At 72.2% G+C, this 22,179-nt stretch carries 21 protein-coding genes; 13 read left to right on the forward strand and 8 right to left on the reverse strand.

Translation table 11 applies throughout. The features are described from left to right. The first annotated feature begins 136 nt into the window (after positions 1-136). Positions 137-3,790: a LamG-like jellyroll fold domain-containing protein gene (locus ACZ56U_RS10330; RefSeq protein WP_469083594.1), complete on the forward strand. Its 3,654-nt coding sequence runs from the start codon at positions 137-139 to the stop codon at positions 3,788-3,790. Between the two features lie 75 nt (positions 3,791-3,865). Here the strand turns inward: ACZ56U_RS10330 and ACZ56U_RS10335 are convergent, their stop codons facing one another. Continuing rightward, positions 3,866-4,570 (reverse strand): nucleotidyltransferase domain-containing protein, encoded by a 705-nt coding sequence (locus ACZ56U_RS10335; RefSeq protein ID WP_469083595.1) that lies wholly within the window; start codon positions 4,568-4,570, stop codon positions 3,866-3,868. A gap of 199 nt (positions 4,571-4,769) precedes the next feature. On the opposite strand from ACZ56U_RS10335, the gene ACZ56U_RS10340 reads away from it, so the two are divergent. Then, positions 4,770-5,429 carry a lipoprotein gene (locus tag ACZ56U_RS10340; RefSeq protein WP_469083596.1) on the forward strand — a complete coding sequence of 220 codons (660 nt, stop codon included), beginning with the start codon at positions 4,770-4,772 and terminating at the stop codon, positions 5,427-5,429. 172 nt (positions 5,430-5,601) lie between these two features. Then, positions 5,602-6,165 carry an AMIN-like domain-containing (lipo)protein gene (locus tag ACZ56U_RS10345; protein WP_469083597.1) on the forward strand — a complete coding sequence of 188 codons (564 nt, stop codon included), beginning with the start codon at positions 5,602-5,604 and terminating at the stop codon, positions 6,163-6,165. Positions 6,166-6,228: 63 nt separating this feature from the next. Here ACZ56U_RS10345 and ACZ56U_RS10350 read toward each other — a convergent pair whose 3' ends face one another. The 4 genes from ACZ56U_RS10350 to ACZ56U_RS10365 all read right to left on the reverse strand — a co-directional run bounded on the left by ACZ56U_RS10350 (position 6,229) and on the right by ACZ56U_RS10365 (position 9,685). Then, positions 6,229-6,858 carry an SRPBCC domain-containing protein gene (locus ACZ56U_RS10350; RefSeq protein ID WP_469083598.1) on the reverse strand — a complete coding sequence of 210 codons (630 nt, stop codon included), beginning with the start codon at positions 6,856-6,858 and terminating at the stop codon, positions 6,229-6,231. 101 nt (positions 6,859-6,959) lie between these two features. After that, positions 6,960-7,898 (reverse strand): phosphotransferase family protein, encoded by a 939-nt coding sequence (locus ACZ56U_RS10355; protein WP_469083599.1) that lies wholly within the window; start codon positions 7,896-7,898, stop codon positions 6,960-6,962. Between the two features lie 102 nt (positions 7,899-8,000). Then, positions 8,001-8,237: a hypothetical protein gene (locus ACZ56U_RS10360; protein WP_391231943.1), complete on the reverse strand. Its 237-nt coding sequence runs from the start codon at positions 8,235-8,237 to the stop codon at positions 8,001-8,003. A gap of 98 nt (positions 8,238-8,335) precedes the next feature. Beyond that, positions 8,336-9,685, reverse strand: a complete 1,350-nt coding sequence (locus ACZ56U_RS10365) for a transaminase (protein WP_469083600.1) — start codon at positions 9,683-9,685, stop codon at positions 8,336-8,338. Between the two features lie 223 nt (positions 9,686-9,908). On the opposite strand from ACZ56U_RS10365, the gene ACZ56U_RS10370 reads away from it, so the two are divergent. Genes ACZ56U_RS10370 through ACZ56U_RS10395 form a run of 6 tightly spaced genes read left to right on the forward strand, consistent with a single transcriptional unit; the run spans position 9,909 to position 15,098 of the window. Further along, positions 9,909-11,249: an ATP-binding protein gene (locus ACZ56U_RS10370; RefSeq protein ID WP_469083601.1), complete on the forward strand. Its 1,341-nt coding sequence runs from the start codon at positions 9,909-9,911 to the stop codon at positions 11,247-11,249. Further along, complete coding sequence (locus tag ACZ56U_RS10375) at positions 11,246-11,668, forward strand: roadblock/LC7 domain-containing protein (protein WP_469083602.1); 423 nt, start codon at positions 11,246-11,248, stop codon at positions 11,666-11,668. Before ACZ56U_RS10370 ends, ACZ56U_RS10375 begins: the two co-directional genes overlap by 4 nt. After that, positions 11,665-12,015, forward strand: a complete 351-nt coding sequence (locus tag ACZ56U_RS10380) for a DUF742 domain-containing protein (RefSeq protein ID WP_469083603.1) — start codon at positions 11,665-11,667, stop codon at positions 12,013-12,015. The genes ACZ56U_RS10375 and ACZ56U_RS10380 overlap by 4 nt, the downstream gene beginning before the upstream one ends. Continuing rightward, complete coding sequence (locus ACZ56U_RS10385) at positions 11,987-12,607, forward strand: GTP-binding protein (protein WP_469083604.1); 621 nt, start codon at positions 11,987-11,989, stop codon at positions 12,605-12,607. The genes ACZ56U_RS10380 and ACZ56U_RS10385 overlap by 29 nt, the downstream gene beginning before the upstream one ends. Continuing rightward, a complete protein-coding gene (locus tag ACZ56U_RS10390; RefSeq protein WP_469083605.1) occupies positions 12,604-13,875 on the forward strand; it encodes a cytochrome P450 family protein in 1,272 nt (423 codons plus the stop codon). The genes ACZ56U_RS10385 and ACZ56U_RS10390 overlap by 4 nt, the downstream gene beginning before the upstream one ends. Beyond that, entirely contained in the window at positions 13,872-15,098 is a 1,227-nt protein-coding gene (locus ACZ56U_RS10395; protein ID WP_469083606.1) for a cytochrome P450 family protein, read from the forward strand. Before ACZ56U_RS10390 ends, ACZ56U_RS10395 begins: the two co-directional genes overlap by 4 nt. Before the next feature lie 176 nt (positions 15,099-15,274). Here ACZ56U_RS10395 and ACZ56U_RS10400 read toward each other — a convergent pair whose 3' ends face one another. Beyond that, positions 15,275-16,747, reverse strand: coding sequence for a helix-turn-helix domain-containing protein (locus ACZ56U_RS10400; protein WP_469083607.1), 1,473 nt, complete (start codon positions 16,745-16,747; stop codon positions 15,275-15,277). Between the two features lie 157 nt (positions 16,748-16,904). On the opposite strand from ACZ56U_RS10400, the gene ACZ56U_RS10405 reads away from it, so the two are divergent. The 4 genes from ACZ56U_RS10405 to ACZ56U_RS10420 all read left to right on the forward strand — a co-directional run bounded on the left by ACZ56U_RS10405 (position 16,905) and on the right by ACZ56U_RS10420 (position 20,742). Further along, the gene (locus tag ACZ56U_RS10405; RefSeq protein ID WP_469083608.1) at positions 16,905-17,525 is read left to right on the forward strand and encodes an L-threonylcarbamoyladenylate synthase; all 621 of its coding nucleotides are present in this window, start codon (positions 16,905-16,907) and stop codon (positions 17,523-17,525) included. Between the two features lie 124 nt (positions 17,526-17,649). Next, positions 17,650-18,405 carry a dienelactone hydrolase family protein gene (locus ACZ56U_RS10410; protein ID WP_469083609.1) on the forward strand — a complete coding sequence of 252 codons (756 nt, stop codon included), beginning with the start codon at positions 17,650-17,652 and terminating at the stop codon, positions 18,403-18,405. Between the two features lie 262 nt (positions 18,406-18,667). Beyond that, positions 18,668-19,867 (forward strand): glycoside hydrolase family 64 protein, encoded by a 1,200-nt coding sequence (locus tag ACZ56U_RS10415; protein WP_469083610.1) that lies wholly within the window; start codon positions 18,668-18,670, stop codon positions 19,865-19,867. Between the two features lie 95 nt (positions 19,868-19,962). Next, positions 19,963-20,742, forward strand: a complete 780-nt coding sequence (locus ACZ56U_RS10420; protein WP_469083611.1) for an SDR family NAD(P)-dependent oxidoreductase — start codon at positions 19,963-19,965, stop codon at positions 20,740-20,742. 53 nt (positions 20,743-20,795) lie between these two features. Here the strand turns inward: ACZ56U_RS10420 and ACZ56U_RS10425 are convergent, their stop codons facing one another. Both ACZ56U_RS10425 and ACZ56U_RS10430 read right to left on the reverse strand, forming a co-directional pair. Continuing rightward, complete coding sequence (locus ACZ56U_RS10425) at positions 20,796-21,311, reverse strand: GNAT family N-acetyltransferase (RefSeq protein WP_469083612.1); 516 nt, start codon at positions 21,309-21,311, stop codon at positions 20,796-20,798. A 218-nt stretch (positions 21,312-21,529) separates the two neighbouring features. Beyond that, a complete protein-coding gene (locus ACZ56U_RS10430; RefSeq protein WP_469083613.1) occupies positions 21,530-22,057 on the reverse strand; it encodes a heme-binding beta-barrel domain-containing protein in 528 nt (175 codons plus the stop codon). Positions 22,058-22,179: the final 122 nt, after the last annotated feature.

Here is a 22,179-nt window from a genome sequence, read left to right on the forward strand (position 1 = left end):
TGCTAGCTTGCCGAACCGGTTCGACAGGGACACCCGCGGAGTCACCACAGGGAGCTCCGCAGAGTCATCCTGGCCTGGCCCCGGCGCCCTCGAACCGGTTCGCACTGCCGTTACTCGAGGATTGAGGACGCGATCCATGTCATCCCCCGACAGATCCGCCCGGCGCCGCGCCCCGGCCGCCGTCGCTCTGGCCCTCGGCGCGGGACTGCTCGCCGCGCCCGCCGCACCCGCCCAGGCGGCCGAGGCGCCCCAGCCCACCGCCCGCTACACCTTCGACCAGGACGACCTGGCCTCAGGCCGGATCACCGACAGCTCCGGCAACGGCCTGACGGCGACCCTGGTGAACGGCTCCACCGCCCGCTCCGTCGACGGCACCGGCGGAGGCAGGGCACTGTCCCTGCCCGGCGGGGCGCCCACCTCCGACGGCGCCTATGTCCGCCTGCCCCGCGCGGTGGTCGGCGACGCGACCGACCTGACGGTCTCCGCCCGCGTGAGGTGGAGCGGCGAGAAGTCGGCCTGGCAGCGGATCTTCGATCTGGGCACCAACACCGACAGATACCTCTTCAGCACCCCGTACAACGGCGGCGGGGTGTTCCAGACCTCCGTGACCACCGGCGGTGGCGGCGCGGAGGCGCAGGTCCGCGGGTACGCGATGTTGCCCGCTGAGCAGTGGCGGACGGTGACCGTCACCCTCGACACCGCCGCCGGCCGGCTCACCACCTACCTCGACGGCGCCGCGGTCTCCTCCACCGCCACCTCCATCAAGGCCAGGGAACTGCTGGACGGTTCGGCCACCGCCGCCGGCTACATCGGCAAATCCTTCTGGCCGGACCCGCTGCTCAAGGGCGCGATCGACGACTTCACCGTGTGGCACGCGGCCCTGAGCGCCGAGCAGGTGGCCGGTACGGTCGAGACCGTGCCCACCGCCCAGGACCTCTCGCAGACCTCCTTCGACCTCCGTACGACGGTCGGGACCGCCCCGGCGCTCCCCACCGGTGTGCGTTCCTCGTTCTCCGACGGCTACGACCGTGACACCCCGATCGCCTGGGACTCCGTGCCCTCCGAGAAGTACGCCCGGCCGGGCACCTTCACCGTGGCGGGCACCGCCGCCGGACGAGCCGTGAAGGCGACCGTCACCGTGGTCCGGGAGGGGGCGCTCACCGTCGACCTCGGCTCGGACACCGGCGCCTTCCACGGCGGCGCCTCGGGCACCCTGTACGGCGTGTACGGGCCGGACGTCCCCACCAACAACCTGATCGAGGGCATGGGCCTGCGCACGGTCTCCACGAAGGCGCAGGACGGTCCGCAGCACCCGGGCGCCGACGCGCTGGAGGTGGTGAAGCCGCTGGCCGACTCCACCGACGGTGATGTGTACATCTACATGACCGACATCCACCGCGGCTTCCCGTACCAGTGGCCCGGCGACACCCCCGCCGAGAAGCTGAAGCTGTACGAGGAGAAGATCGCGACGCAGGTCGAGCAGGTGCTGAAGCTGCCGAAGCAGTACCAGGACAACATCGTCTTCGTGCCGTTCAACGAGCCCGAGGGCAACATGTTCGGCACCGGCGAGTGGAGCTACGACAAGGTCAGCTGGCTCAGCGACCCCGCCGCCTACTTCGCCGCCTGGGACTCCGCGTACCGGCTCATCAAGGGCAAGATGCCCGAGGCCCGGATAGCCGGCCCCAACACCAGCGTCCTCTACGACCAGGTCAAGGGCTTCCTCACCCACGCTCTGGCCGCGGGCACCCTCCCGGACGTCATCACCTGGCACGAGCTGAGCCACCCCGAGGCGGTGCGCGAGAGCGTCGCCAAGTACCGGGGCTGGGAGAAGGAGTTGTTCGCGGGCACCGACCACGAGGGCACCCGACTCCCCATCAACATCAACGAGTACGCCTTCAACTACCACACCTCGGTACCGGGCCAGATGATCCAGTGGGTCTCCGCCATCGAGGAGTCCAAGGTCGACGCCGACATCGCGTACTGGAACATCGACGGCAACCTCTCCGACTCGGCCGTGCAGTCCAACCGGGGCAACGGCCAGTGGTGGCTGCTCAACTCGTATGCCTCGATGAGCGGACACACGGTCGAGGTGGCCCCGCCGTTCCCGGGCCAGAACTACACCATGCAGGGCGTGGCCACGCTCGACGAGAAGAAGAAACAGGCGCGGCTGCTCTTCGGCGGCTCCACCGGCAAGGGCCACATCACCTTCGCCGGGGTTCCGAAGAAGCTCTTCGGCAAGCGCGTGCACGCCTGGGTCCGCGAGATCGACTGGAGCGGCCAGGTGGGCGACAACTCCGGACCGAAGCTGCTCACCGAGCGGAACCTGGAGGTCGCCGACGACGGCACGGTGACCGTCGACTTCGGTGACGGCACGCTGCCGACGCTGAAGGAGTCGTCGGCGTACGAGATCGTCCTCAGCCCGGCCGGGAAGGCGGCCGGCACGCAGTCGGCGCCGGTGCGCTGGCAGGGTTCCTACGAGGCGGAGGACGCCGCGCACACCGGTTCCGGCTACTCCAGGAACGGCCCGGAGGGCTCGCCGAGCAACGTCTCGAAGTTCTACACCTCGGGCGGCTACGACGTGGGCGGTCTGCGGACCGGCTCCGACGTCACGCTGGACTTCACCGTCGACGTACCCGAGGACGGCACCTACGACCTCAGCGTCTTCGCCAACTCCCTCAACACCTACGACAAGGTGAAGGAGCAGGGCCCCACCAACGTCTTCCTCCGGGTGGACGGCAAGGCCGACAGCGAGCAGGAGTTGCATCTTCCGCTGGGCTACAAGTGGGTGGTGTGGGACCACACCGACACGCAGGTGAAGCTCGCCAAGGGCAAGCACACCCTGACGCTCGCCGCGAAGAGCCTCGACGGCAGGCGCACCACCCGGGGCGACGCCATCGTCGACCGCCTCACGCTGTCCCTGCCCGACGCCTCGGCGGGCACCCAGGTCCATGAGGGTGAGCTGGCCTGGCTGGGCGGCGGGGCGCGGCCGGTCTACGACCTGCCGAAGCGGGCGGCCACCGGCTCGGGCGCCGCCCGTCTGGCGAAGGGGCAGACCGCCACGTTCTGGGTCTACTCCCCCGCCGACCGCGAGGCCACCGTCCGGGTCGACACCCTCGACGGCAGCGGCGCCCTGCTCGCCGTCAACGGGCACGACGTCCGACGCCTGGCCAAGGGCCGCAGCGGCGTCGCGGTCTCCCTCTCCGGCGGTGTCAACAAGGTGACGCTGACCGGTGGTTCGGCCACCACCCTGGTCGACCGTCTCACGGTCACCCCGACCGAGGGCACGCTGCCGGTGCGCACCTACGAGGCCAAGGACGCCACGCTCGCCGGTTCGGCCGCGCTCACCTCCCTGTCCCTGGCGACGGGCGGGACGGCGGTCGACGGCATCGGCGGCGATCCCGGCAACGGCAACACCGCGACCTTCACGGTCACCGCCGACCGGGCCGGCCTGTACGCGCTGCGCATCCGCTACTCCAACCCCGAGCAGTCCGAGGCCACGCACTACAACCCGGACCCGCTCGCCCGGCACGCCGACATCACCGTCAACGGCGGCGAGAAGCGGCGCGTCGGCTTCCCGCACAGCTTCCACCGCAACAACTTCTGGGAGCTGACCGTCCCCGTCCACCTCAAGAAGGGACAGAACAAGGTCGCCTTCTCCGCCGAGGAACTGCCGAACTTCGACGGCGCCACCTACGCCTCGGACACCTTCCCCGGCGTACTGCTCCGCTCGCGCCACGCGCCGCTGATCGACCGGCTCACCGTCGCCCCGTACGCCCGGGAGGTGCGCTGACCTGAGCGCGGGTCCCGTCCGGAGCGCCGGCCGCTTCGGACGGGACCCGCCCCATTTCGCTCGGGGGCCGTCTCGTCAGGACGCCCGTACCTCGGCCGGGGTGTAGAAGTGGGCGCGCACCCGGTGCAGCCACGCCTCCACCGCCGGCTCGTCGGGCCGCTCGGGCAGCGCGGTGGGGGTCTCGTCGAACGCCTTCTCGTAGAAGGCGAGCAGGGGCCGTGCCACCGAGGCGTCGACGGCCACGCGCTCGCCGAACTCCCGGTACTCGTCGGGGTTCTCGACCCGGATGGTGAGGTTCCCGGTGGCGTACAGCTCCAGGCCCTGGTGGCACAGCCGCTTGAGGTGTCGGGCGTGCTTGGCGGTGCGTTTGCGGGTGTCCGCGGAGAAGGAGCCGTCGCCGCGGTTCTCCAGTCGGCGGAACTGCTGCGTGGCGTAGCCGAGATAGGCGTCGCGGACCTTCTTGGCGCTCAGGAACGAGGTGCGCAGGGCGATGAGTTCGTCACCGAGCGGCGTGCGCACCTCGTACAACTCCGCGGGCAGCCAGACGAGTTCCATGGCGGTCGGGTTGCCGCCCAGGGCGAGGCGGCACCACTTGGCGGCCTCGTGCAGGGTGCGGTCCGGGGCCGTGGTCACATGGGACTCCTTCGGCCCGTGCAGACCGTGCAGGCTGTTCGTGGGCGCGGCGAACATGCCGAGACGGTCCACGTCGGAACCCGCGTGGGCGAGCCCGTAGGCCGTGGAGCCGACGATGCCGGACAGCAGTACGTTCGGGACGGTCACGTCGGCCACCTTTCGGGTCGGGGTCGTGGTCCCCCATTGTGCTGACCTGCGCGAATGCCGTCACCGGGTTTTTCGGGGGCCCGGACCGACCGACGGGACGCCCGCGTACGCGGTGTCGGCGCCCTTTCGCTAGTGTGTGCGCCCTGAACCGAGGGGAGACACGACAGTGCTGGTCAGGGCGGGGAACGCGGGGCGCCGGATGGCTCAGGTGGCCTTGCTGGTGGGGGTGTTGGCGAGCTGTTCCGAGGCGGCCGACGACACGGACACGAAGGCGTCCGCGAGTGCGTCGGCGAGCGCGGGCAAGAGCGTGGAGAGCGGTGGCAGCCTCGGGGCGGCCGGTTCGGCGTGCGAGCTGCCGGTGAGCTTCGATCTGGCCAAGGACTGGGAGCCGGAGGCCATCGACTCCGGGGCCGCCCAGGACAAGGCCTCCTCGGCCGATACCGGTGACCTGGAGGACGAGATCTCGGAGGAGGTCCTCGACTCCCTGCTCCGGCAGGGTCCGGTCGCCGCCGCCTGCGAGGTCGACGCCAAGCCCGCCGGGTACGTCGGCTTCCTGCGGATCTGGACCGGTGAGCCGGGGGGCGACGACGCGCGTACCGTGCTGGAGGAGTTCGTGGCGGCCGAGGACGGGGCGAGCAAGGCGACGTACGGCTCGTTCGAGTCGGGCGACCTCTCGGGGGCCGAGGTGGAGTACTTCGTCACGAGCAAGCTGCTGGGGGAGACGAAGAAGGAGAGCGCCTTCGCCGTCGCCACCCCGGGCGGCCCGGTCGTCGTGCACCTCGGCGGGATGGACACCGAGGAGCACGAGAAGATGGTCCCGGCCTACGAACTGGCGCGGAACACCCTGCGGACGGTCTGAGCCGTACCGGCGCGACGGGCCGGTCCGTCGCGCCGGCGGCCTGGCGCCACGCCGTGCTTCTCGGCCGCGGCCATACCGAACGTCTCGGAAATTTATACCCGGACAAGGTGCAACCTTTTCGTCAACCCGGTTGTCTCACCCAATAACAGACACATGAATCCCGGGGGACATCATGCGACACAAGAGAACGACATGGGCCACCGTCGCCCTCATGGGCGTGACGCTGGGCGTGGCCGCGGTACCCGCGCAGGCCGCCACCACCACCTGCCCCACCGGCTGGGGCAGCATCGGCAAGAGCCGCGCGGTCGGCACGGCGGAACCCCTGACGCAGGCGCGGACCGGAAAGCACGCCTGCTACGACCGGCTGGTCGTGGAGGTCCCCGGCGCGGGCAAGGACAGCCTCGGCTATTCCGTCCAGTACGTCGACCGGCTCCGGCAGGACGGATCGGGCCACGTCATACCGGTCGGCGGGGGTGCCGTCCTGGAGGTCCGGGTGACGGCACCCGCATACGACCCCGAGACCGGGGCCGCGACCTATCCCGGCCGGGTGGGCCGCACCCTGCCGGGGGTCGACCTCGCCGGCTACCGCACGTTCCGGGACACCCGCTTCGCCGGCAGCTTCGAAGGAGAGACACAGTTCGGCGTCGGCATCCGCGCCCGGCTCCCGTTCCGGGTCCTGCGCCTGGACGACCGGGTCGTGGTGGACGTGGCCCACTCCTGGGGCGCCAAGCCCTGACACCCCTACCGGTCGGTCCCGCGACACCGCGGCGGGACCGACCGTCCTCGACGGCGGCGGCAGCTACGCCGTGTAGGCCGCGATCGTCGCCTCCGTCGTGGCCGCCACCGTCTCCGGGTCGGCTCCCGAGACGGCGTACGCGGTGCCCCACGCCTCACCGGAGCGCCGGAAGAACTCCTTGGCCTCGTCCGTGCGCTGCCAGGCCTCGGACTCCTCCCGGCTCATCCCGCGCCCCGCGAGATGCAGTCCGAGGCCGAGCGCGATGCTGTCCCAGCCGATACCGACCGCGCCCGGTCCGAACTGCTTCCAGAAGTCCTCCGGCACGACGGCCACGTGCTCCAGCTCGAACACGGTCCGCTCCGCGCCGTCCGCCGTGAGCCGCACCTCGACCTCGCTGAACCCCGGGTCCGGCCCGTACAGCCAGCTCACCCGCAGCCGCCGCGGTGCCACGCACTCGAGGATCTCGCCCCCGGCGTGCCCTTCGAGCCGGTAGCGCCCGCCGAGCCGGAACTCCCCGGTGACCGGCAGGAACCAGGCCCCGATCCGCTCGGGCACGGTCAGCGCGTCCCACACCTCGGCGATCCCGGCGTCGTAGGCGCGCCGCAGCATCACCCCCTGGGCCTCCCCCGCCTCGACCTCCCGGGCGCCGACCTCTCGACGGCCGCGGTCGATCTCGTCCACGATCTCGCTCATCCCGTTCACTTCCTCTGTCGGCGTGCTCAGGGCAACGCTCGCACAGCGGCGGCGGGCTCGCCCGGTACCGGCCGCCCCCTGTGTCCCGACTCGGGGACTCGTCAGACCGAGGGCGAGCCGCCCGTCCCGAACCAGGCGCGGGCGAGCGCGGTCAGGGTGCCCTCGGCGGGGGCGTGCAGCTCCCGCAGATACCAGGGCAGGTTGCTGTAGACGTGCAGCAGCGTGTACGCGAGGGCGTGGTCCGGGTCGAGGGGGCTGCCGTAGGCCCTCGTGAGGCGGTCGAGCAGGTGCGGGTCACCGCCGGTGACGAACACGCCGACGCCCACGAAGTCGTAGGCGGCGTCCCCGATCATGGCGGGCTCGAAGTCGAACAGGCCGGTCAGGCGCCAGCCGTCGGGGTCGACCAGGAAGTGCCGGCGCATCACCTCGGTGTGCAGCAGCGAGCGGCGTGGGGCACGCGGCAGGGGAACGGCCGCGAGGTAGTCGGGGATCTGCTCCAGCCAGGAGTCCGCGAGGCCGTGCCCGCGCTGGCGTGCCACGGCGTTCGCCCGCTGCCGGTCCACGAAGGCGCCCCAGTCACCGGGCCCGAGGACGTCCTGGAGCGGGGCCGGGTCCAGGGAGTGCAGGGCGGCGAGGGCCTCGCCGATCTCGGTGACGAGCCGTTCCCGGTCGGACCGCGGGACGCGGTCCCAGGCCCGGGCGAGGTTCTCGCCGCGCAGCCGGGACATCAGGACGTACCGCCAGCCGTTCTCGTACGGTCCGAAGGACTCCACCGCCGGTGTGGGGACCGGGAGTCGCCCGTGCAGATGGGACAGGACGCGGCCTTCGGCGACGCCGTCCTCGGCGGCGGTGGTGGGGAAGAGCTTCAGGACCCGGTTCGCGCCGACCGCGTAGACCGGCTGCGATCCGTCCGGGAAGCGGGCCAGCGGCGCGTCGGCGAGCCCGAGGCGGGCACAGAGGTCCGCCGCGCCGGCCCGCATCAGTCGCTCGTCCGCGACGACCGAGTCCCACTGGGCGTCCGTCTCCACCACAGGCAGCATGATCGCGACCGTAGGCGGGAGGGTACGCCAGGGGCAACCGGGTTTCGCACAGGCGGACGCCCGGCCGAAAAGCTCCGGCCGGGCGTCCGCGCGGACCTGCGGTCAGCCGCCGTTCAGTCGCGCGCGCAGCAGTTTCTTGCCGATCTCGGCGCCCTTGCGGCTGTCGGCCTGCGCCTTGCGGAACAGGTCCGCGACCTCGGTGTCCTTGTTCCGCTCCGCGTCCTGGATGTAGGACTCCAGACGCAGCGCGTTGTTCAGGCACGCCTCCACATACCAGATGAGGTTGTAGTCCTTGTCCGGCGTACCGGTCACGCCGCCGGTCTCCGTGCTGCTGGTCATTGCGGGCCTCCTCCAGCGGTTGTCGTTCCGGGCCGCCCGAGTACCCGCCCCACGCGGGTCAATCAGCCGGGTCCGAGCGGGTGCGCGGCCCGTGGGCGTCATCCGGCCAGTTCGTCGAGGGCGGCGGCGAAGACCTCGGTGTGGGTGTCGACGTCCGCCTCGGTGGTGTCCGGGCACATCAGCGCCATGTTGTGGAACGGGGTCAGCAGGATGCCCCGGTTGGCGAGATAGACGTGCAGGAAGTCCTCCAGCTCGGGGTCCGCGGCCGCCGCGGACTCGGTGCCGGTGCGGGGCGCCGGGGAGGTGAAGCGGTACTCGGTGCGGGCGCCGAGCCGGCTCACCGACCAGGGCAGCGCGTGGGCGTCGAGGCCCGCCCGGACGCCCGTCTCGAACCGTTCGGACAGCTTCGCCATCCGGGTGAACGCCTCGTCGGTGAGGACGTGCTCCAGCGTGGCGCGCATCGCGGCGACCGAGAGCGCGTTGCCGGCCAGGGTGCCGCCGACGCCGCCCATGTCGACGAGGTCGAGGTCCGCGCGGCCGAGCAGCCGGTCGGCGAGTTCGGCGGTCAGCCCGTAGGCCCCGGCCGGGATGCCGCCGCCGATGGCCTTGCCGACGGTGAGCAGGTCGGGCTCCAGGTCCCAGGCCGCCGTGCAGCCGCCGGGGCCCGCGGAGAGGGTGTGGGTCTCGTCGTTGACGAGCAAAGTGCCGTGCCGTCGGGTCAGTTCCCGCACGCCGGCCAGGTAGCCGGGCTCGGGCAGCACGATGCCGATGTTGGTGAGCGCCGGTTCCATGAGGACGGCGGCCACGTCGCCGTGGGCGAGTTCGCGCTCCAGCTGTTCGAGGTCGTTGAACTCGGCGACGCGGCTGGTGAGGGTGACGTCGCAGGGCGCGCCGACGTTGCCGGGGCGGCTGACGCCGTGGCCGTCGGGTCCGACGACGATGAGGGACTCGTCGACGCTGCCGTGGTAGCTGTAGCTGTTCACCAGGATCTTCGGGCGGCCGGTGACGGCGCGGGCGAGCCGGATCGCCCACCGGTTGGCGTCGGTCGCGGTCAGGGAGAAGCTCCAGCGGGCCAGTCCGAAGCGGCGGGTCAGCTCCGCGCCGACCCACTCGGCGTCCTCGGTCGGCAGCATCGCGGTGGCACCGCCCTGTTCGGCGAACCGCCGCTGGACCGCCTCGGCCACCGGGGCGGGCGAGTGTCCGGCCATCGCCCCGGTGTCACCGAGGCAGAAGTCGATGTACGTGTGCCCGTCGAGGTCGGTGACCCGGGCGCCGCGGGCGGTGTCGAGGTAGCGCGGGAAGGGGCCGGCGGTCTTGTTCATCCACGTCATCGGCACCCGTCCGAAGAGGTGCCCGGCGCGCCGGTAGGCGTCCTTCGAGCGCGGGCAGCGCCGTTCGGCCTCCGCGCTCTCGCGCGTCAGGAGGTGCGTCACACGGGTGCGGTCCATGGCTGCTCCGGAAGTGCTGCGGGTTTCGGACGAGATCAACTCGCCTTGACCGTATGGCATTTCAGACAGTCGGCACAGAAGCGAACAGAGGGCTGTCGGATTCGACGCGAAGTGTCGATCAACCGTGCGAGAAGAGTCGATGACGGTGTGTACTGTGCTGCGAGCGCCGTGCCACCGGGCCGCGGACTCAGCCCTGCCCGCCTTCCCCCTGGAAACCGATTCGATGATCGAATTACCGGATGTGGCCGCCGGCGCTCTCGCCGCCGGCACGCTGTCCGCGCTCGCCCTCGGCGGCGGGCTGCTGCGCGCACGGCGTCAACTGACCCGGCAGCGCGCGGAGACGACCGCCCTGCGCTCCCGACTCGACGCCACCCTCCTGGCGTTGACGGCCGAGGTCGAGCACCTGACGGCCCAGCGCCTGCCCGCCGCCGCCCGGCAACTCGCCCATCCGCATGTGGTGGTGCCGGGCCCGCTCCAGCCGTACACCGCGGGGACCCCCCTCGGGATCGCGCTGGAGGGCGTGCTGCTGGGTGTGCGCGCCGAACTCGCCGCGCAGCGCACCCGTATCGACGCGGCCGCCCAGGCCGGGATGCGCGGAGCCACCCGGGAGATCCAGGCGGCCCTGTACCGCCTTCAGGACGCGCTGCGGCAGCTGCAACAGCGCTACGACGACCCGGAGTTGACCGAGACCCTCTTCCAACTGGACCACGAGAACGAGCAGTCGCTGCGCCGGGCGCAGGTCGCCGCAGTGGTGTGCGGGGCCTGGGTGGGGCTCGCACGCCAGGAGTCGCACCTCGTGGAGGCGGTGACGGGCGGGCAGTCGCGACTCGCGGGATACCACCGGGTGAAGGTGCACAACCATCTGGAGGCGGGCACCGCGCTGGTGTCGCACGCCGTCGAGCCGGTCGCCATCATCGCGGCCGAGCTCCTGGACAACGCGCTGCGTCACTCCGCGCCCGACACCGACGTCGTGGTCAACCTGGAGCACGTCCACCACGGCGTCTGCGTCACCGTCGACGACGCGGGCGTGGGCATGACGCAGGACGAACGGGCGCGCGCCCAGCGGATGGTGGCCGGCTCCGAGCCGATCCTGCTCACCGACCTCGGCGATCCGCCGCGCATGGGCCTGGCCGCGATCGGCCGGCTGACCCGCCAGTTCGACCTCGGCGTGGACCTCTCCTCACCGTCCCCGTACGGGGGCGTACGGGCGGTGCTGCGGGTGGAGAACCATCTCCTCAGCCGGATCGACCCCGTCGAACAGCCCCCTGCCGTCAGCGCCCCGCGCTCCACCCGCAAGGCCGCGCCGGACACGACCCACGGCTACGGCACCGAGGACGACGCCGCCCTCCTCGGACACCACGACGAACTGCCGCAGCGCCGCCGCCGTACCCGGAGCACCGCCGCCGTGGAGACGCCCGCGGCCGGGACGCGGGTACGCAGTCCCGAGGACGCCGCCGCCGCGCTGGGCGCCCTGCAGTCCGGCACCGCCGCGGCCCGCGCGGACGGTGCCGCGTCCGACGTATCAGCGAACGAGACCCACGACGAAGGGGGAGCGGCCCGATGACCAGCCGCGAGGCAGGCGACACGGCCTGGGTGCTGGAACCGATCCTGGAGGTGCCGCATGTCGTGGCCGCCGTCCTGCTCACCCGGGACGGACTGGTCACGGGGTACACGGACGCGCTCCAGCAGGCCTCGGCCGAACGGGTCGCCGCGATCAGCAGCACCGTGCAGGGCGCGTGCCGCACCGCCGCGGCCGCGTTCGCCGACCAGGACCGCGCCGAGGTACGGCAGGTCGTCATCGAGTCGGACCACGGGTACGTCCTCATCGTGCCCACCGCCCACGGCACCTGCGTGGCCGCGTACGGCACCGGCGACGTGCGACTGGACCTGCTCGCGCACCGCGTCCACTCACAGGTGGCCCGCCTCGGCGAGAAGGCCATGGCCGCCGCACCCCGAGGGGGCGACGACGGCACTCCGGCATGACCGGCCGCCCCCTGGTCCCGGCATACCTGTCGACCGGCGGCGTCGCCCGGCCCAGCCGGCCGTCCCTGGAGCGGCTGTCGGTCCTCACCGGCAGCGGCACGCCTCCGCCTCCCGACCTGCCCGCCGCCGAACTGGCCCTCCTGGACGCCCTGGAGGAGGGTTCGCTGACGGTGGTGGAGGCCGCCGCCCTGCTGCGGCTGCCGGTCTCCGCCGTCCGGGTCCTGGCCGGTGCCCTCCTGGACCGGGCGCTGGTGGTGGCCCGCGCCCCGGTGCCGCCCGCCGAACGGTTCGACCCCGACCTGCTGAAGAGAGTGGCCGATGGCCTCCGCGCCCTCAAGCACGACTAGCGGCGCCCCCAGCCGCGTCCATCTGCCCGACACGGCCCGCGACCTGGTGAAGATCCTGGTCGCCGGCCCGTTCGGGGTGGGCAAGACGACCCTGATCGACTCGGTGTCCGAGATCGTGCCGCTGCACACCGAGGAACACCTCACCGAGGCCTCGACGCAGGTGGACGACCTGGAGGGGGTGCGGGACAAGTCGACGACCACCGTCGCCATCGACTTCGGGCGGATCAGCCTGGCGGGCGGGGTGGTGCTGTACCTGTTCGGCACGCCCGGGCAGGAACGGTTCCGGTCCCTGTGGGACGACATCGCCTACGGGGCGCTGGGCGCCCTCGTCCTGGTGGACTCCCGCCGGATCGACGCCTCGTTCGACGTGCTCGGTCTGGTGGAGGAGACCGGGTTGCCGTACGCGGTGGCCTTCAACGCCTTCCCCGACGCGCCGGGCCACCACACCGACGAACAACTGCGGGCCGCCCTCGATCTGGAGCCCGCCACGCCGATGGTGACCTGCGACGCGCGGGACGCCAACTCCTCCATCGACGCGCTCCTCACGCTCGTCCAGCACCTCATCGACCACCACCCCTCGGAGAGCCGGTGACCACCTATCCCCCTGCCCGGCAGGACTTCTCCCGCTCCGCGCCGGTACGGCTGTGGGAGGACGGCTTCGCCGCCGACCCGTACCGCTACTACGCCGACCTGCGCTCCCAGGGGCCGGTCGGCTGGGCCGAGTTGGCGCCGGGTGTGCCGGCCTACGTCGTCACCGACCGGCGGGCGGCGCTGGACCTGCTGCACGACACGGAGACGTTCTCGCACGATCCGCGGCCCTGGGAGTCGACGGTCGCCGACGACTCCCCCGTGCTGGGCATGATGCGCTGGCGGCCCAACACCCTGTTCGCGGACGGCGCCGCCCATGTCCGCTACCGCGACTCGCTGATCGACACCTTCGACCTGGTCGAGCCGCACGATCTGCGGGAACGGGTGCACCGCGCGGTGCATCTGCTGGTCGGCCGGATCGGGCCGCGCGGCGAGGCGGACCTGGTGGCCGAGTTCGCCCGGCCGCTGATGGCCCTGGTCTTCAACAGCCTGTTCGGTCTGCCCGACAGCCAGAGCGACCGGCTCAACGAGGCGCTCGGCAAGATGATGGAGGGCGGCGCCCAGGCGGCCGCGGGCGAGGCGGAGTTCGGCGGTTACGTCGTGGAGCTGATCGCGGCCAAGGCCGAGCGGCGCGGCGACGACCTGCCGAGCCGGCTCCTGGACCACCCGGCGGGCCTCACCCCCGAAGAGGTCACCTGGCAGGTGTTCCTCACCCTCGGCGCCGGCCACGAGCCGACCGCCAACCTGGTGTCCAACGCACTGTCCCGCATCCTGGGCAACCCGGCCTACTACTCCACCCTCACCAGCGGTGCCCGCCCGGTGATGGACGCGGTGGTCGAAGTGCTGCACCACGAGACCCCGTTGGCCAACTACGGCATCCACTACGCGCGCCGGCCGGTCGCCTTCCACGGGGCGTGGATCAGGGCGGCGGTGCCGGTGGTGATCTCCTACGGGGCACTCGCGCTCGCCCAGGGCCCGAACGGCACGGGGAGCGCGCCCGTCGCCGGGCAGGAGCCGGTCAGCGGCCGCCATCCCAAGGACGCCTCGCACCTGTCCTGGTCGGCGGGCCCGCACGCCTGCCCGGTCAAGCAGCACACGCTGCTCATCGCGACCGAGGCGATCGAACGCCTCACCCAGTGGCTGCCCGACCTCGCGCCCGTCCTGCCCCGCGAGCGACTGACCTGGCGGCCCGGCCCGTTCCACCGTTCGCTGACCGCCCTGCCCGTCCGGTTCAGCCCCCGCTCCCCCGACCAGCCAGGAGTCATGCCGTGACCGTCACCGACCGCATCGCCCTCGACCCGTTCGGCGCCGACATCGCCGCCGAGTGCGCCCGGTTGCGCGCCCTCGGCCCGATCGTCCCCGTCGACCTGCCCGGCGGCATCCCCGCCTGGGCGCCCACGGGCTACGACACGCTCAAGGAACTCATCCTCGACCCCCGGGTCAGCAGGGACCCCCGGCTGCACTGGCGGCTCTGGCCCGAGTTGGCCGAACACCCCTCCTGGGGCTGGGTGCTGGGCTGGATCGGCGTGGTCAACATGCTCTCCACCTACGGCGCCGACCACACCCGGCTGCGCAAACTGGTGGCGCCGAGCTTCACCCACCGGCGCACCGAGGCGATGCGGCACCGGGTCGAGGCGATCACGGCGGAGCTGCTCGACGCGGTGGCGGCGGGCGAGGCCGAGGTCGTCGATCTGCGGGCCGCCCTCGCGCACCCGCTGCCCATGCGGGTCATCTGCGAACTCTTCGGTGTTCCGGCGGAGTTGGTGCCCGACACCGCACGTCTGATAGCGGCCATCATGGACACCTCCGACCCCTCACCGGAGCACGCCGCATCGGTGCAGCGGCAGATCGGCACGGTGCTGCCCGCGCTCATCGCGCACCGCACCGAGCACCCCGGCGACGACCTGACCACCGAGCTGATCAGGGTCCGCGACGAGGACGGCGACCGGCTCAGCGACGAGGAGCTGCTCTACACGCTGCTGCTGGTCATCGGCGCCGGCTTCGAGACGACCGTCAACCTCATCGGCAACGCGGTCGTCGCCCTGCTGCGGCACCCCGAGCAGCTGGCCGCCGTGCGCGCCGGGGAGATCGGCTGGGACGCCGTGATCGACGAGACGCTGCGGGTCGAGCCGTCCATCGCCGCGCTGCCGCTGCGGTTCGCCGTCGAGGACATCGAGGTCGGCGGCGTCACGATCCCGGCGGGCGACGCCATCATCACCACGTACGCCGCGGCCGGGCTCGATCCCGCTCACTACGGGGCGAACGCGCACGCCTTCGACGCCTCGCGCGGCGCGGACGACCATCTGGCGTTCGGGATCGGCGTGCACCGGTGCATCGGCGCCCCGCTGGCCCGGGCGGAGGCGCTCACGGCGCTGCCCGCCCTCTTCGACCGCTTCCCCGACCTGCGGCTCGCCGTCCCCGCGAAGGAGCTGCGGCAGGTTCCGTCGTTCATCGCGTTCGGCTGGCAGGAGGTGCCGGTGCGGCCGCGTGGCTGACAACGCTGACAACGCTGACCGCACGGAAAGGGGGCGCGACCGGTCCCCCGTTCCGGTCGTGCCCCCGTGACCCGTCGAACTTACGTGAACAACAGTGCGGTTGTGAACCGCGTTCATGCCTGTTGTGCGGCCCCGGGGGCTCACCTGTGCACAAGTGAGTCCGAATGGCGCGTTTTCTATGCGGCCAGCGGGGGCGGTCGCAGCTCGCCCGTCGCCAGATGGGCCAGGACGACCTCGTAGAGATCGCTGCCCCCGGCCAGCAGCTGGCGTTCGAGGACCGGCTCCGCACTGCGCACGTGCTCGCGCACGGTCTGCGCGTGGACGCCGAGGGTCTGCGCGGCCCGTTCGGAGTTCCCCCCGGCGACGATCCAGGTGCGCAGGGTGCGGCGCAGATCGCGGGCGTCCGGGTCGAGACGCCCGAGCAGGTCCAGGGCCCAGGCGCGCAGCGCGGGCCCGGTGAGCAGAGCGCCCAGCGGGACGGGCGCCGGCTCCGCCCCACCGGGCCCCTGTTCCATGCCGACCTGGGTGTTCAGTGCCAGATGGACCAGGGCCCGGACGGTGAGGTCGGAGAAGTCCGTGCCCAGCAGTCCCTCCACGCGCTCCATCCGGGCCCGCACGGTGTTGCGGCTGACGCCCAGCACCTTGGCCGCGTTGACGGCCGTGAACTCCAGTCCGAGCCGGGTGGTGGCGAGGAGTTCGCCGTGGGTGTGGTGGGTCAGGGCGTCCAGCGGGCGCAGCAGACCGGCGGTCCAGCGGTGCAGCAGCGCCGGGTCCATGAGGCGTTCGGGGTGGGTGCGCTCGGCGTAGACCGCGGCGTTGTCGGGCCGGAAGTGCGCGACGGCCAGGGCACTGACGGCCTGTCCGTAGGCGGTGGCGGTCCGGGCCAGGCTCTGCCGGGAGCTGCCTCCGATGTAGGTGCCGGAGCGCCCTTCGGTCACGGACCGCAGCTCCCGGGCGACGCTCTCGTCGGGGACCACGATGATGACGTGCTGGTCCACCGCGGGGCAGCGCACGACCAGGGCCTGTTCCTCGGTGGCCGCCACCAGCTCCTCGGCCAGCCGGTCGCGCTCCTCGGCGGTGCCCTCCACGACGTAGACGCACGCGGAGTCCGTGTCGAGCAGCCCGGGCCACAGGCCCGCGGCGACCCGGCGCGCCGAGACGATGTCCTCCACCATCAGGAGTTGGAGTATCGCCAGCCGCAGGTCGGCGGTGGCCCGTTCCAGGCGGCGCCCGGCGGCGGTCCTCTGGTCCGCTGTGAGCAGGAGTTCGACGACCTGGGCGGTGTGCGTCACCATCTCGGCGGACCGGCGGTCGAAAGGCGCCTCGCGGCACACGGCCAGGACGCAGGCCGCGGCGGAGTGCGGCTGCTCCACCCTGACCAGGCGCTGGTGGCGGCCCTCGCCCTCCCAGGCGGCGGAGGCGATCCGGCCGGCGGTGATGTCGGCCACCAGGTTCTCGTCGAGCGGGATCCGGTTTCCGGCGAGGAGGGCACCGCCGGCGTCGTGGAGGGCGGCCGTGCCGTGCACGCCGGTCGCGAGCCAGGCGACCACCCGGCGGACGTCCCGTCCGGTGGGCCGCAGGTGGTCGAGCAGCTCCCGCGCCCACGCCACGCCGGCGTCCTTCGCCCGGTCGTCCCCTCCGCCCGTCACGGCACCCTTCTCCTCGTTCGTCGTCTCGACCTCGGCACAACGGTCCGGGACGTTACCTCACCCCTGCCTCGGGTCCCCCCGCGCGGGACGGTGGAACGCGGCCCGGTGCGAACGGGGCCTGCGTCGCCGCGACCCCGGGACGGCATAAGCTCGACGGATGGCGAAGTACTTCGACGTGCACCCCGACAACCCCCAGCCGCGCACCATCTCGCAGGTCGCCGACAGTGTCCGCGCGGGAGCGCTCATCGCGTATCCGACCGACTCCTGCTACGCGCTCGGCTGCCGGCTGGGCAGCCGTGACGGCATCGACCGGATCCGTACCATCCGCAAGCTGGACGACCGACACCACTTCACCCTGGTCTGCCAGGACTTCGCGCAGCTCGGCCAGTTCGTACGGGTCGACAACGACGTGTTCCGGGCGATCAAGGCGTCGACGCCGGGCAGTTACACCTTCATCCTGCCCGCGACGAGGGAGGTGCCGCGCATGCTCCAGCACCCCAAGAAGAAGACGGTGGGCGTGCGCATCCCCGACCATGTCGTCACCCAGGCGCTGCTCGCCGAGCTCGGGGAGCCGCTGCTGTCCAGCACGCTGCTCCTGCCCGACGAGGAGGAGCCGATGACCCAGGGCTGGGAGATCAAGGACCTCCTCGACCATGTGCTGGACGCGGTCGTCGACTCCGGCGAGTGCGGCACCGAGCCGACGACGGTCATCGACTTCTCGAACGGCGAGGCGGAGGTCATCCGGCACGGGGCGGGCGACGCCTCACGGTTCGAGTAGGACCGGCGCCCGCGGGGTCGCGGGGGTGTCGCGAGCCAGGTGGATGGTGCATGAAACCATATGCGCGGCCCGCGCCCCCCGGGCCGGCGAACGATCGCCGTCTACCGCACAGAGAGGCACCCCCATGACCTCCGCACAGGGCACTGCCGTGGACATCCCCACCGAGGACGGCGTCGCCGACGCCTACCTAGCCCACCCCGGTGACGGACTCCCCCACCCGGGCGTCCTCCTCTACCAGGACGCCTTCGGGCTGCGCCCGCATCTGAGGTCGATGGCCGACCGGCTCGCCGAGGCCGGTTACACCGTCCTGGTGCCCAACCTCTTCTACCGCCACGGACGCGCGCCGGTCTTCGAGCTGCCCGAGTTCATCGACACCGACACCCGGCCCGACCTGTGGGACGCGATCGTCCCGGTCATGCAGTCGCTCACCCCGGAACTGGCGATGCGTGACGCGGGGGCTTACCTCGCCTGGCTGGCCGGGAGCCCGCTCGTGACCGACGGACCGGTGGGACTGACGGGTTACTGCATGGGCGCCCGGCTCTCCCTGCTCACCGCGGGCACGTATCCGGACCGGGTCGCCGCCGCGGCCGGCTTCCACGGCGGGCGCCTGGCGACCGACGCCCCGGAGAGTCCGCACCGGGTGGCCGAACACGTCACCGCCGAGCTGTACTTCGGCCACGCCGACGAGGACCCCTCGCTGCCCCCGCAGCAGATCCGGCTCCTGGAGGACACACTGACCGAGGCCGGCGTACGGCACCGCTGCGAGGTCTACCCGGGCGCGCACCACGGCTTCACCCAGGCCGACACCGCCGCGTACCACCGCGAGGGCGACGAACGGCACTGGGCGGCGCTGCTGGATCTGCTGAAGCGAACGTTCTGACGCGGACGTTCTGAAGCGGATGTGCCGGAGGGCGCCCTGAAGCGCGCGTCCGCATCCGACTTTCCGGACCGCAGGGCGGCACCCGCGGACCTGCGTGGGCGCCGCCCTCAGTTCTGCGCACGGCATTGACATGCCCCCGTCGTGGCGCAACTCTGAGAGCGCTCTCAAAACTGGTACGGACCAATCTCCCCCCTGCTCCCCTACACCCCCTACTCCTCCCCCAACTCCCCCAACTCCCTGCTTCCCCCCACGGAGGTGGAGCGTGCTCGGACGACTCAAACGCCAACTCCTGGCCGCTGCCGGGGCGTCGGCCCTGCTCGGCGCCCTGCTCACACTCGCGGCACCGTCTCCCGCGAGCGGCGCGGTGCCCGCCACGATCCCCCTGAAGCTGACCAACAACTCCGGCCGCACAGACGCGGTCTACGTCTACAACCTCGGCACCAACCTCGCCACCGGCCAGCAGGGTTGGGCCGACGCGAGCGGCACCTTCCACGCCTGGCCCGCGGGCGGGAACCCGCCCACCCCGGCCCCGGACGCCTCCATCCCCGGCCCGGCCGCGGGCCAGTCCACGACGATCCGGCTCCCGAAGTTCTCCGGCCGCATCTACTTCTCGTACGGCCAGAAGCTGGTGTTCCGGCTGACGACCGGCGGCCTGGTGCAGCCGGCCGTCCAGAACCCGAGCGACCCGAACCGCAACATCCTGTTCAACTGGTCGGAGTACACGCTCAACGACTCGGGCCTGTGGCTCAACAGCACCCAGGTCGACATGTTCTCCGCCCCCTACGCGGTGGGCGTCCAGCGCGCCGACGGCAGTGTCGCCAACACCGGACACCTCAAGCCCGGTGGCTACAACGCCGTTCTGAGCGGTCTGCGCGGACAGTCGGGCGGCTGGGGCGGCCTGATCCAGACCCGACCGGACGGCACGGTGCTGCGCGCCCTGTCCCCGGCGTACGGGCTGGAGACCGGGGTGCTGCCGGCCTCCGTCCTGGACGACTACATCAACCGCGTCTGGCAGAAGTACGCCACCACCACGCTCACGGTGACGCCGTTCGCCGACCAGCCCGGCACCAGGTACTACGGCCGGGTCTCCGGCGGGGTCATGAACTTCACCAACTCCTCCGGCGCGACCGTCACCAGCTTCCAGAAGCCGGACGCGAGCAGCGTCTTCGGCTGCCACCGGCTCCTCGACGCCCCCAACGACCTGGTGCGCGGCCCGATCTCCCGCACCCTGTGCGCGGGCTTCAACCGTTCCACGCTCCTGACCAACCCCAACCAGCCGGACACGTCGTCGGCGGGCTTCTACAAGGACGCGGTGACCAACCACTACGCCCGGGTCATCCACGCACAGATGGCCGACGGCAAGGCGTACGCGTTCGCGTTCGACGACGTCGGGCACCACGAGTCGCTGGTGCACGACGGGAATCCGCAGCAGGCGTATCTCACGCTCGACCCGTTCAGCTGACCGCACCCCTCGCCCCGCACCTTGGACGCCTGCTCGCATCGATCACGGCGCCCGGGGTGCGGGGCGTCCAAGGCGCGGCGTCTAGGGTGCGGGGCATGAGCTCGCAGACGTACCTCTCCACACTGTTCTCCCTGGACGGCCGGGTCGCGCTGGTGACCGGCGGCAGCTCCGGCATCGGACGGGCGATCGCCGGAGCGCTGGCCCGTGCGGGGGCGAGCGTCGTGGTCGTCGCACGCAAGGAGGCCGAACTGGCCGCGACCGTGGACGAGTTGACCGCGGAGGGCGGCCGGGCGGCCTGGGTCAGCGGCGACCTGGGCACCCGCGCGGGGGTGCGCGCGGCGGCGGAGCGGGCGGTGGAGGTGTTCGGTGAGCCCGACATCCTCGTGAACTGCGCCGGGATCAATCTGCGGCCGCCGATGGGGGAACTGGGCGAGGACGTCTGGGACACCACCATGGCGGTCAACCTGGAGGCGCCGTTCCTGCTGGGTCAGCGGTTCGGGCCCGGCATGGCCGAGCGGGGCTTCGGGCGGATCATCCACGTCACCTCCCAGCAGGCACACCGGGCGTTCGTCCAGAGCGGCGCCTACGGCGTGTCCAAGGGCGCGCTGGAGTCGCTGGCCCGCTCACAGGCCGAGGCCTGGTCGCCGTACGGCGTCACCTGCAACACGCTCGTGCCGGGTTTCGTACTGACACCGCTCAACGCGCGCCTGGCCTGTGACCCCGAGAAGGTGGCGGAGCTGGCCGCGCGCACGATGGTCGGGCGCAACGGTCTGGCCGAGGACTTCGCGGGCGCGGCGGTGTTCCTGGCGAGCGGCGCGTCCGCGTACGTCACCGGGCAGTCGTTGTTCGTCGACGGCGGGCTCTCGGTGCACTGAGTCCGCGCGGGACGCCGGACGGGGCACGGGGCTCCCGTCCGGCGCCTGGCGCCCTAGACGCCGAAGGGTGCCGCGTACCGGACGGTGCCGGCGGGCAGCGGATGTCCGGCGTCGAGGGCGAGGGCCATCATGGCCTCGTCCGGGACGTCGAAGGTGACGCGGATGCCGTGCGCCGAGGCCCGGGTGAAGCCGAAGCGCGGATAGTACGGCGGGTGCCCGAGGACGGTGACGAAGCGTTCGCCCTTGCTCCTGGCCGTGTCCAGCGCGGCCCGGATGACCGCCGATCCGGCACCGGTGTTCTGGTACTCGGGGAGCACGGCGACGGGGCCCAGGCACAGGGCGGGGGTCTCGTCGATGTGGCAGCGGGTCAGCAACGCGTGTCCGACGACCTTGCCGTCCTGGTCGGTGACGACGAGCGACAGCCCGTCGATCCAGGCGCTGTCGGCGCGCAGGGCCTCGACGAGGTCGGCCTCCAGCGGGGTGTCGAACGCCGCCAGGTCGATCTCACGGAGGGCGGGCAGGTCGGCGCCGGTCTCGGCGCGGGTGATCCAGTCGGTGTGTGTGCTCATGGCGGGATACGGATCCGTTCCATGGTGGTGTTCGTGTGGGTGACACCTCGCGAGCTCACGCTCCCGGCGAGGCGGATCGGGTCGAGGTCAGACCGTCGCCCGGGACATGCGGAGGGTCCGGGCGCTGCGCGCGGCAGTGGCCTTGAGCGCGGTCATCGGACGTCGCCTCCCCGTTTCCCTCGGTGTTCCTCGATTCCGGCACACGAACACCGGTGAGCCTACCGCGCCCGTCGCAGGGTGGCCGACAGATGGTGCTGCAGGGGCTGGCCGACCGCCGCGAGGTGGTGGACGAAGGTGAGCGTGTCGTCGTCGGTCAGGGTGTAGCGGCGGCGGGTGGCGGTGACGTCCTTGGCGGTGGGAGTGAGGGCCACGTCGTGGGTGGACAGTTCCACGACGCCGTCCGCCGCGTGCCCGACCGCGATCTCCGCGATGCCGGTCGGCTGGGTGATCAGCGCCTCCACCCGGCCGTCCGGCTGAAGCCGCCACCAGCCGCTCTCCCGCGCGGCGGGCCGCAACGGCACGCCCTCGGCGTCGATCAGCCAGGCCCGGGCCTCGTAACGGAGGAAGGGCCGCCCGTCATGACTGAAGCTGACGTCCTGCGCGTACGCGAAGCCTTCGGCAAGCGTCGGATACCCGCCCTGCCCCCGCCCGCGCCACGCCCCCAGCAGCCGGACGACGGGCCCGAGCAGCGCATGCGGAACAGGCCCTTCGCCGGGCTCCGGACCATCGGGGTACGGGACTTCCATGCGTGCTCCTCGGGTCGTCGGGGTACCGGGAGCGAGCCTAGAGGGCGAGCCGCCCGGCGCCCCGAACCGCGCGCCGAAACCCGGGGGCGCCATCACCCGCCGCGCCTGACGGACCACTCGCC

The organism is Streptomyces sp. NPDC034103, from assembly GCF_055575395.1.

What these genes read in the sequence shown, in the direction of transcription:
- ACZ56U_RS10420 (WP_469083611.1), top strand. Translation starts at nt 19,963, where the DNA reads ATGAGCTCGCAGACGTACCTCTCCACACTGTTCTCCCTGGACGGCCGG.
- ACZ56U_RS10425 (WP_469083612.1), bottom strand. Translation starts at nt 21,311, where the DNA reads ATGAGCACACACACCGACTGGATCACCCGCGCCGAGACCGGCGCCGAC.
- ACZ56U_RS10430 (WP_469083613.1), bottom strand. Translation starts at nt 22,057, where the DNA reads ATGGAAGTCCCGTACCCCGATGGTCCGGAGCCCGGCGAAGGGCCTGTT.
- ACZ56U_RS10360 (WP_391231943.1), bottom strand. Translation starts at nt 8,237, where the DNA reads ATGACCAGCAGCACGGAGACCGGCGGCGTGACCGGTACGCCGGACAAG.
- ACZ56U_RS10410 (WP_469083609.1), top strand. Translation starts at nt 17,650, where the DNA reads ATGACCTCCGCACAGGGCACTGCCGTGGACATCCCCACCGAGGACGGC.
- ACZ56U_RS10355 (WP_469083599.1), bottom strand. Translation starts at nt 7,898, where the DNA reads ATGCTGCCTGTGGTGGAGACGGACGCCCAGTGGGACTCGGTCGTCGCG.
- ACZ56U_RS10330 (WP_469083594.1), top strand. Translation starts at nt 137, where the DNA reads ATGTCATCCCCCGACAGATCCGCCCGGCGCCGCGCCCCGGCCGCCGTC.
- ACZ56U_RS10365 (WP_469083600.1), bottom strand. Translation starts at nt 9,685, where the DNA reads ATGGACCGCACCCGTGTGACGCACCTCCTGACGCGCGAGAGCGCGGAG.
- ACZ56U_RS10345 (WP_469083597.1), top strand. Translation starts at nt 5,602, where the DNA reads ATGCGACACAAGAGAACGACATGGGCCACCGTCGCCCTCATGGGCGTG.
- ACZ56U_RS10405 (WP_469083608.1), top strand. Translation starts at nt 16,905, where the DNA reads ATGGCGAAGTACTTCGACGTGCACCCCGACAACCCCCAGCCGCGCACC.
- ACZ56U_RS10385 (WP_469083604.1), top strand. Translation starts at nt 11,987, where the DNA reads ATGGCCTCCGCGCCCTCAAGCACGACTAGCGGCGCCCCCAGCCGCGTC.
- ACZ56U_RS10340 (WP_469083596.1), top strand. Translation starts at nt 4,770, where the DNA reads ATGGCTCAGGTGGCCTTGCTGGTGGGGGTGTTGGCGAGCTGTTCCGAG.
- ACZ56U_RS10350 (WP_469083598.1), bottom strand. Translation starts at nt 6,858, where the DNA reads ATGAGCGAGATCGTGGACGAGATCGACCGCGGCCGTCGAGAGGTCGGC.
- ACZ56U_RS10375 (WP_469083602.1), top strand. Translation starts at nt 11,246, where the DNA reads ATGACCAGCCGCGAGGCAGGCGACACGGCCTGGGTGCTGGAACCGATC.
- ACZ56U_RS10370 (WP_469083601.1), top strand. Translation starts at nt 9,909, where the DNA reads ATGATCGAATTACCGGATGTGGCCGCCGGCGCTCTCGCCGCCGGCACG.
- ACZ56U_RS10380 (WP_469083603.1), top strand. Translation starts at nt 11,665, where the DNA reads ATGACCGGCCGCCCCCTGGTCCCGGCATACCTGTCGACCGGCGGCGTC.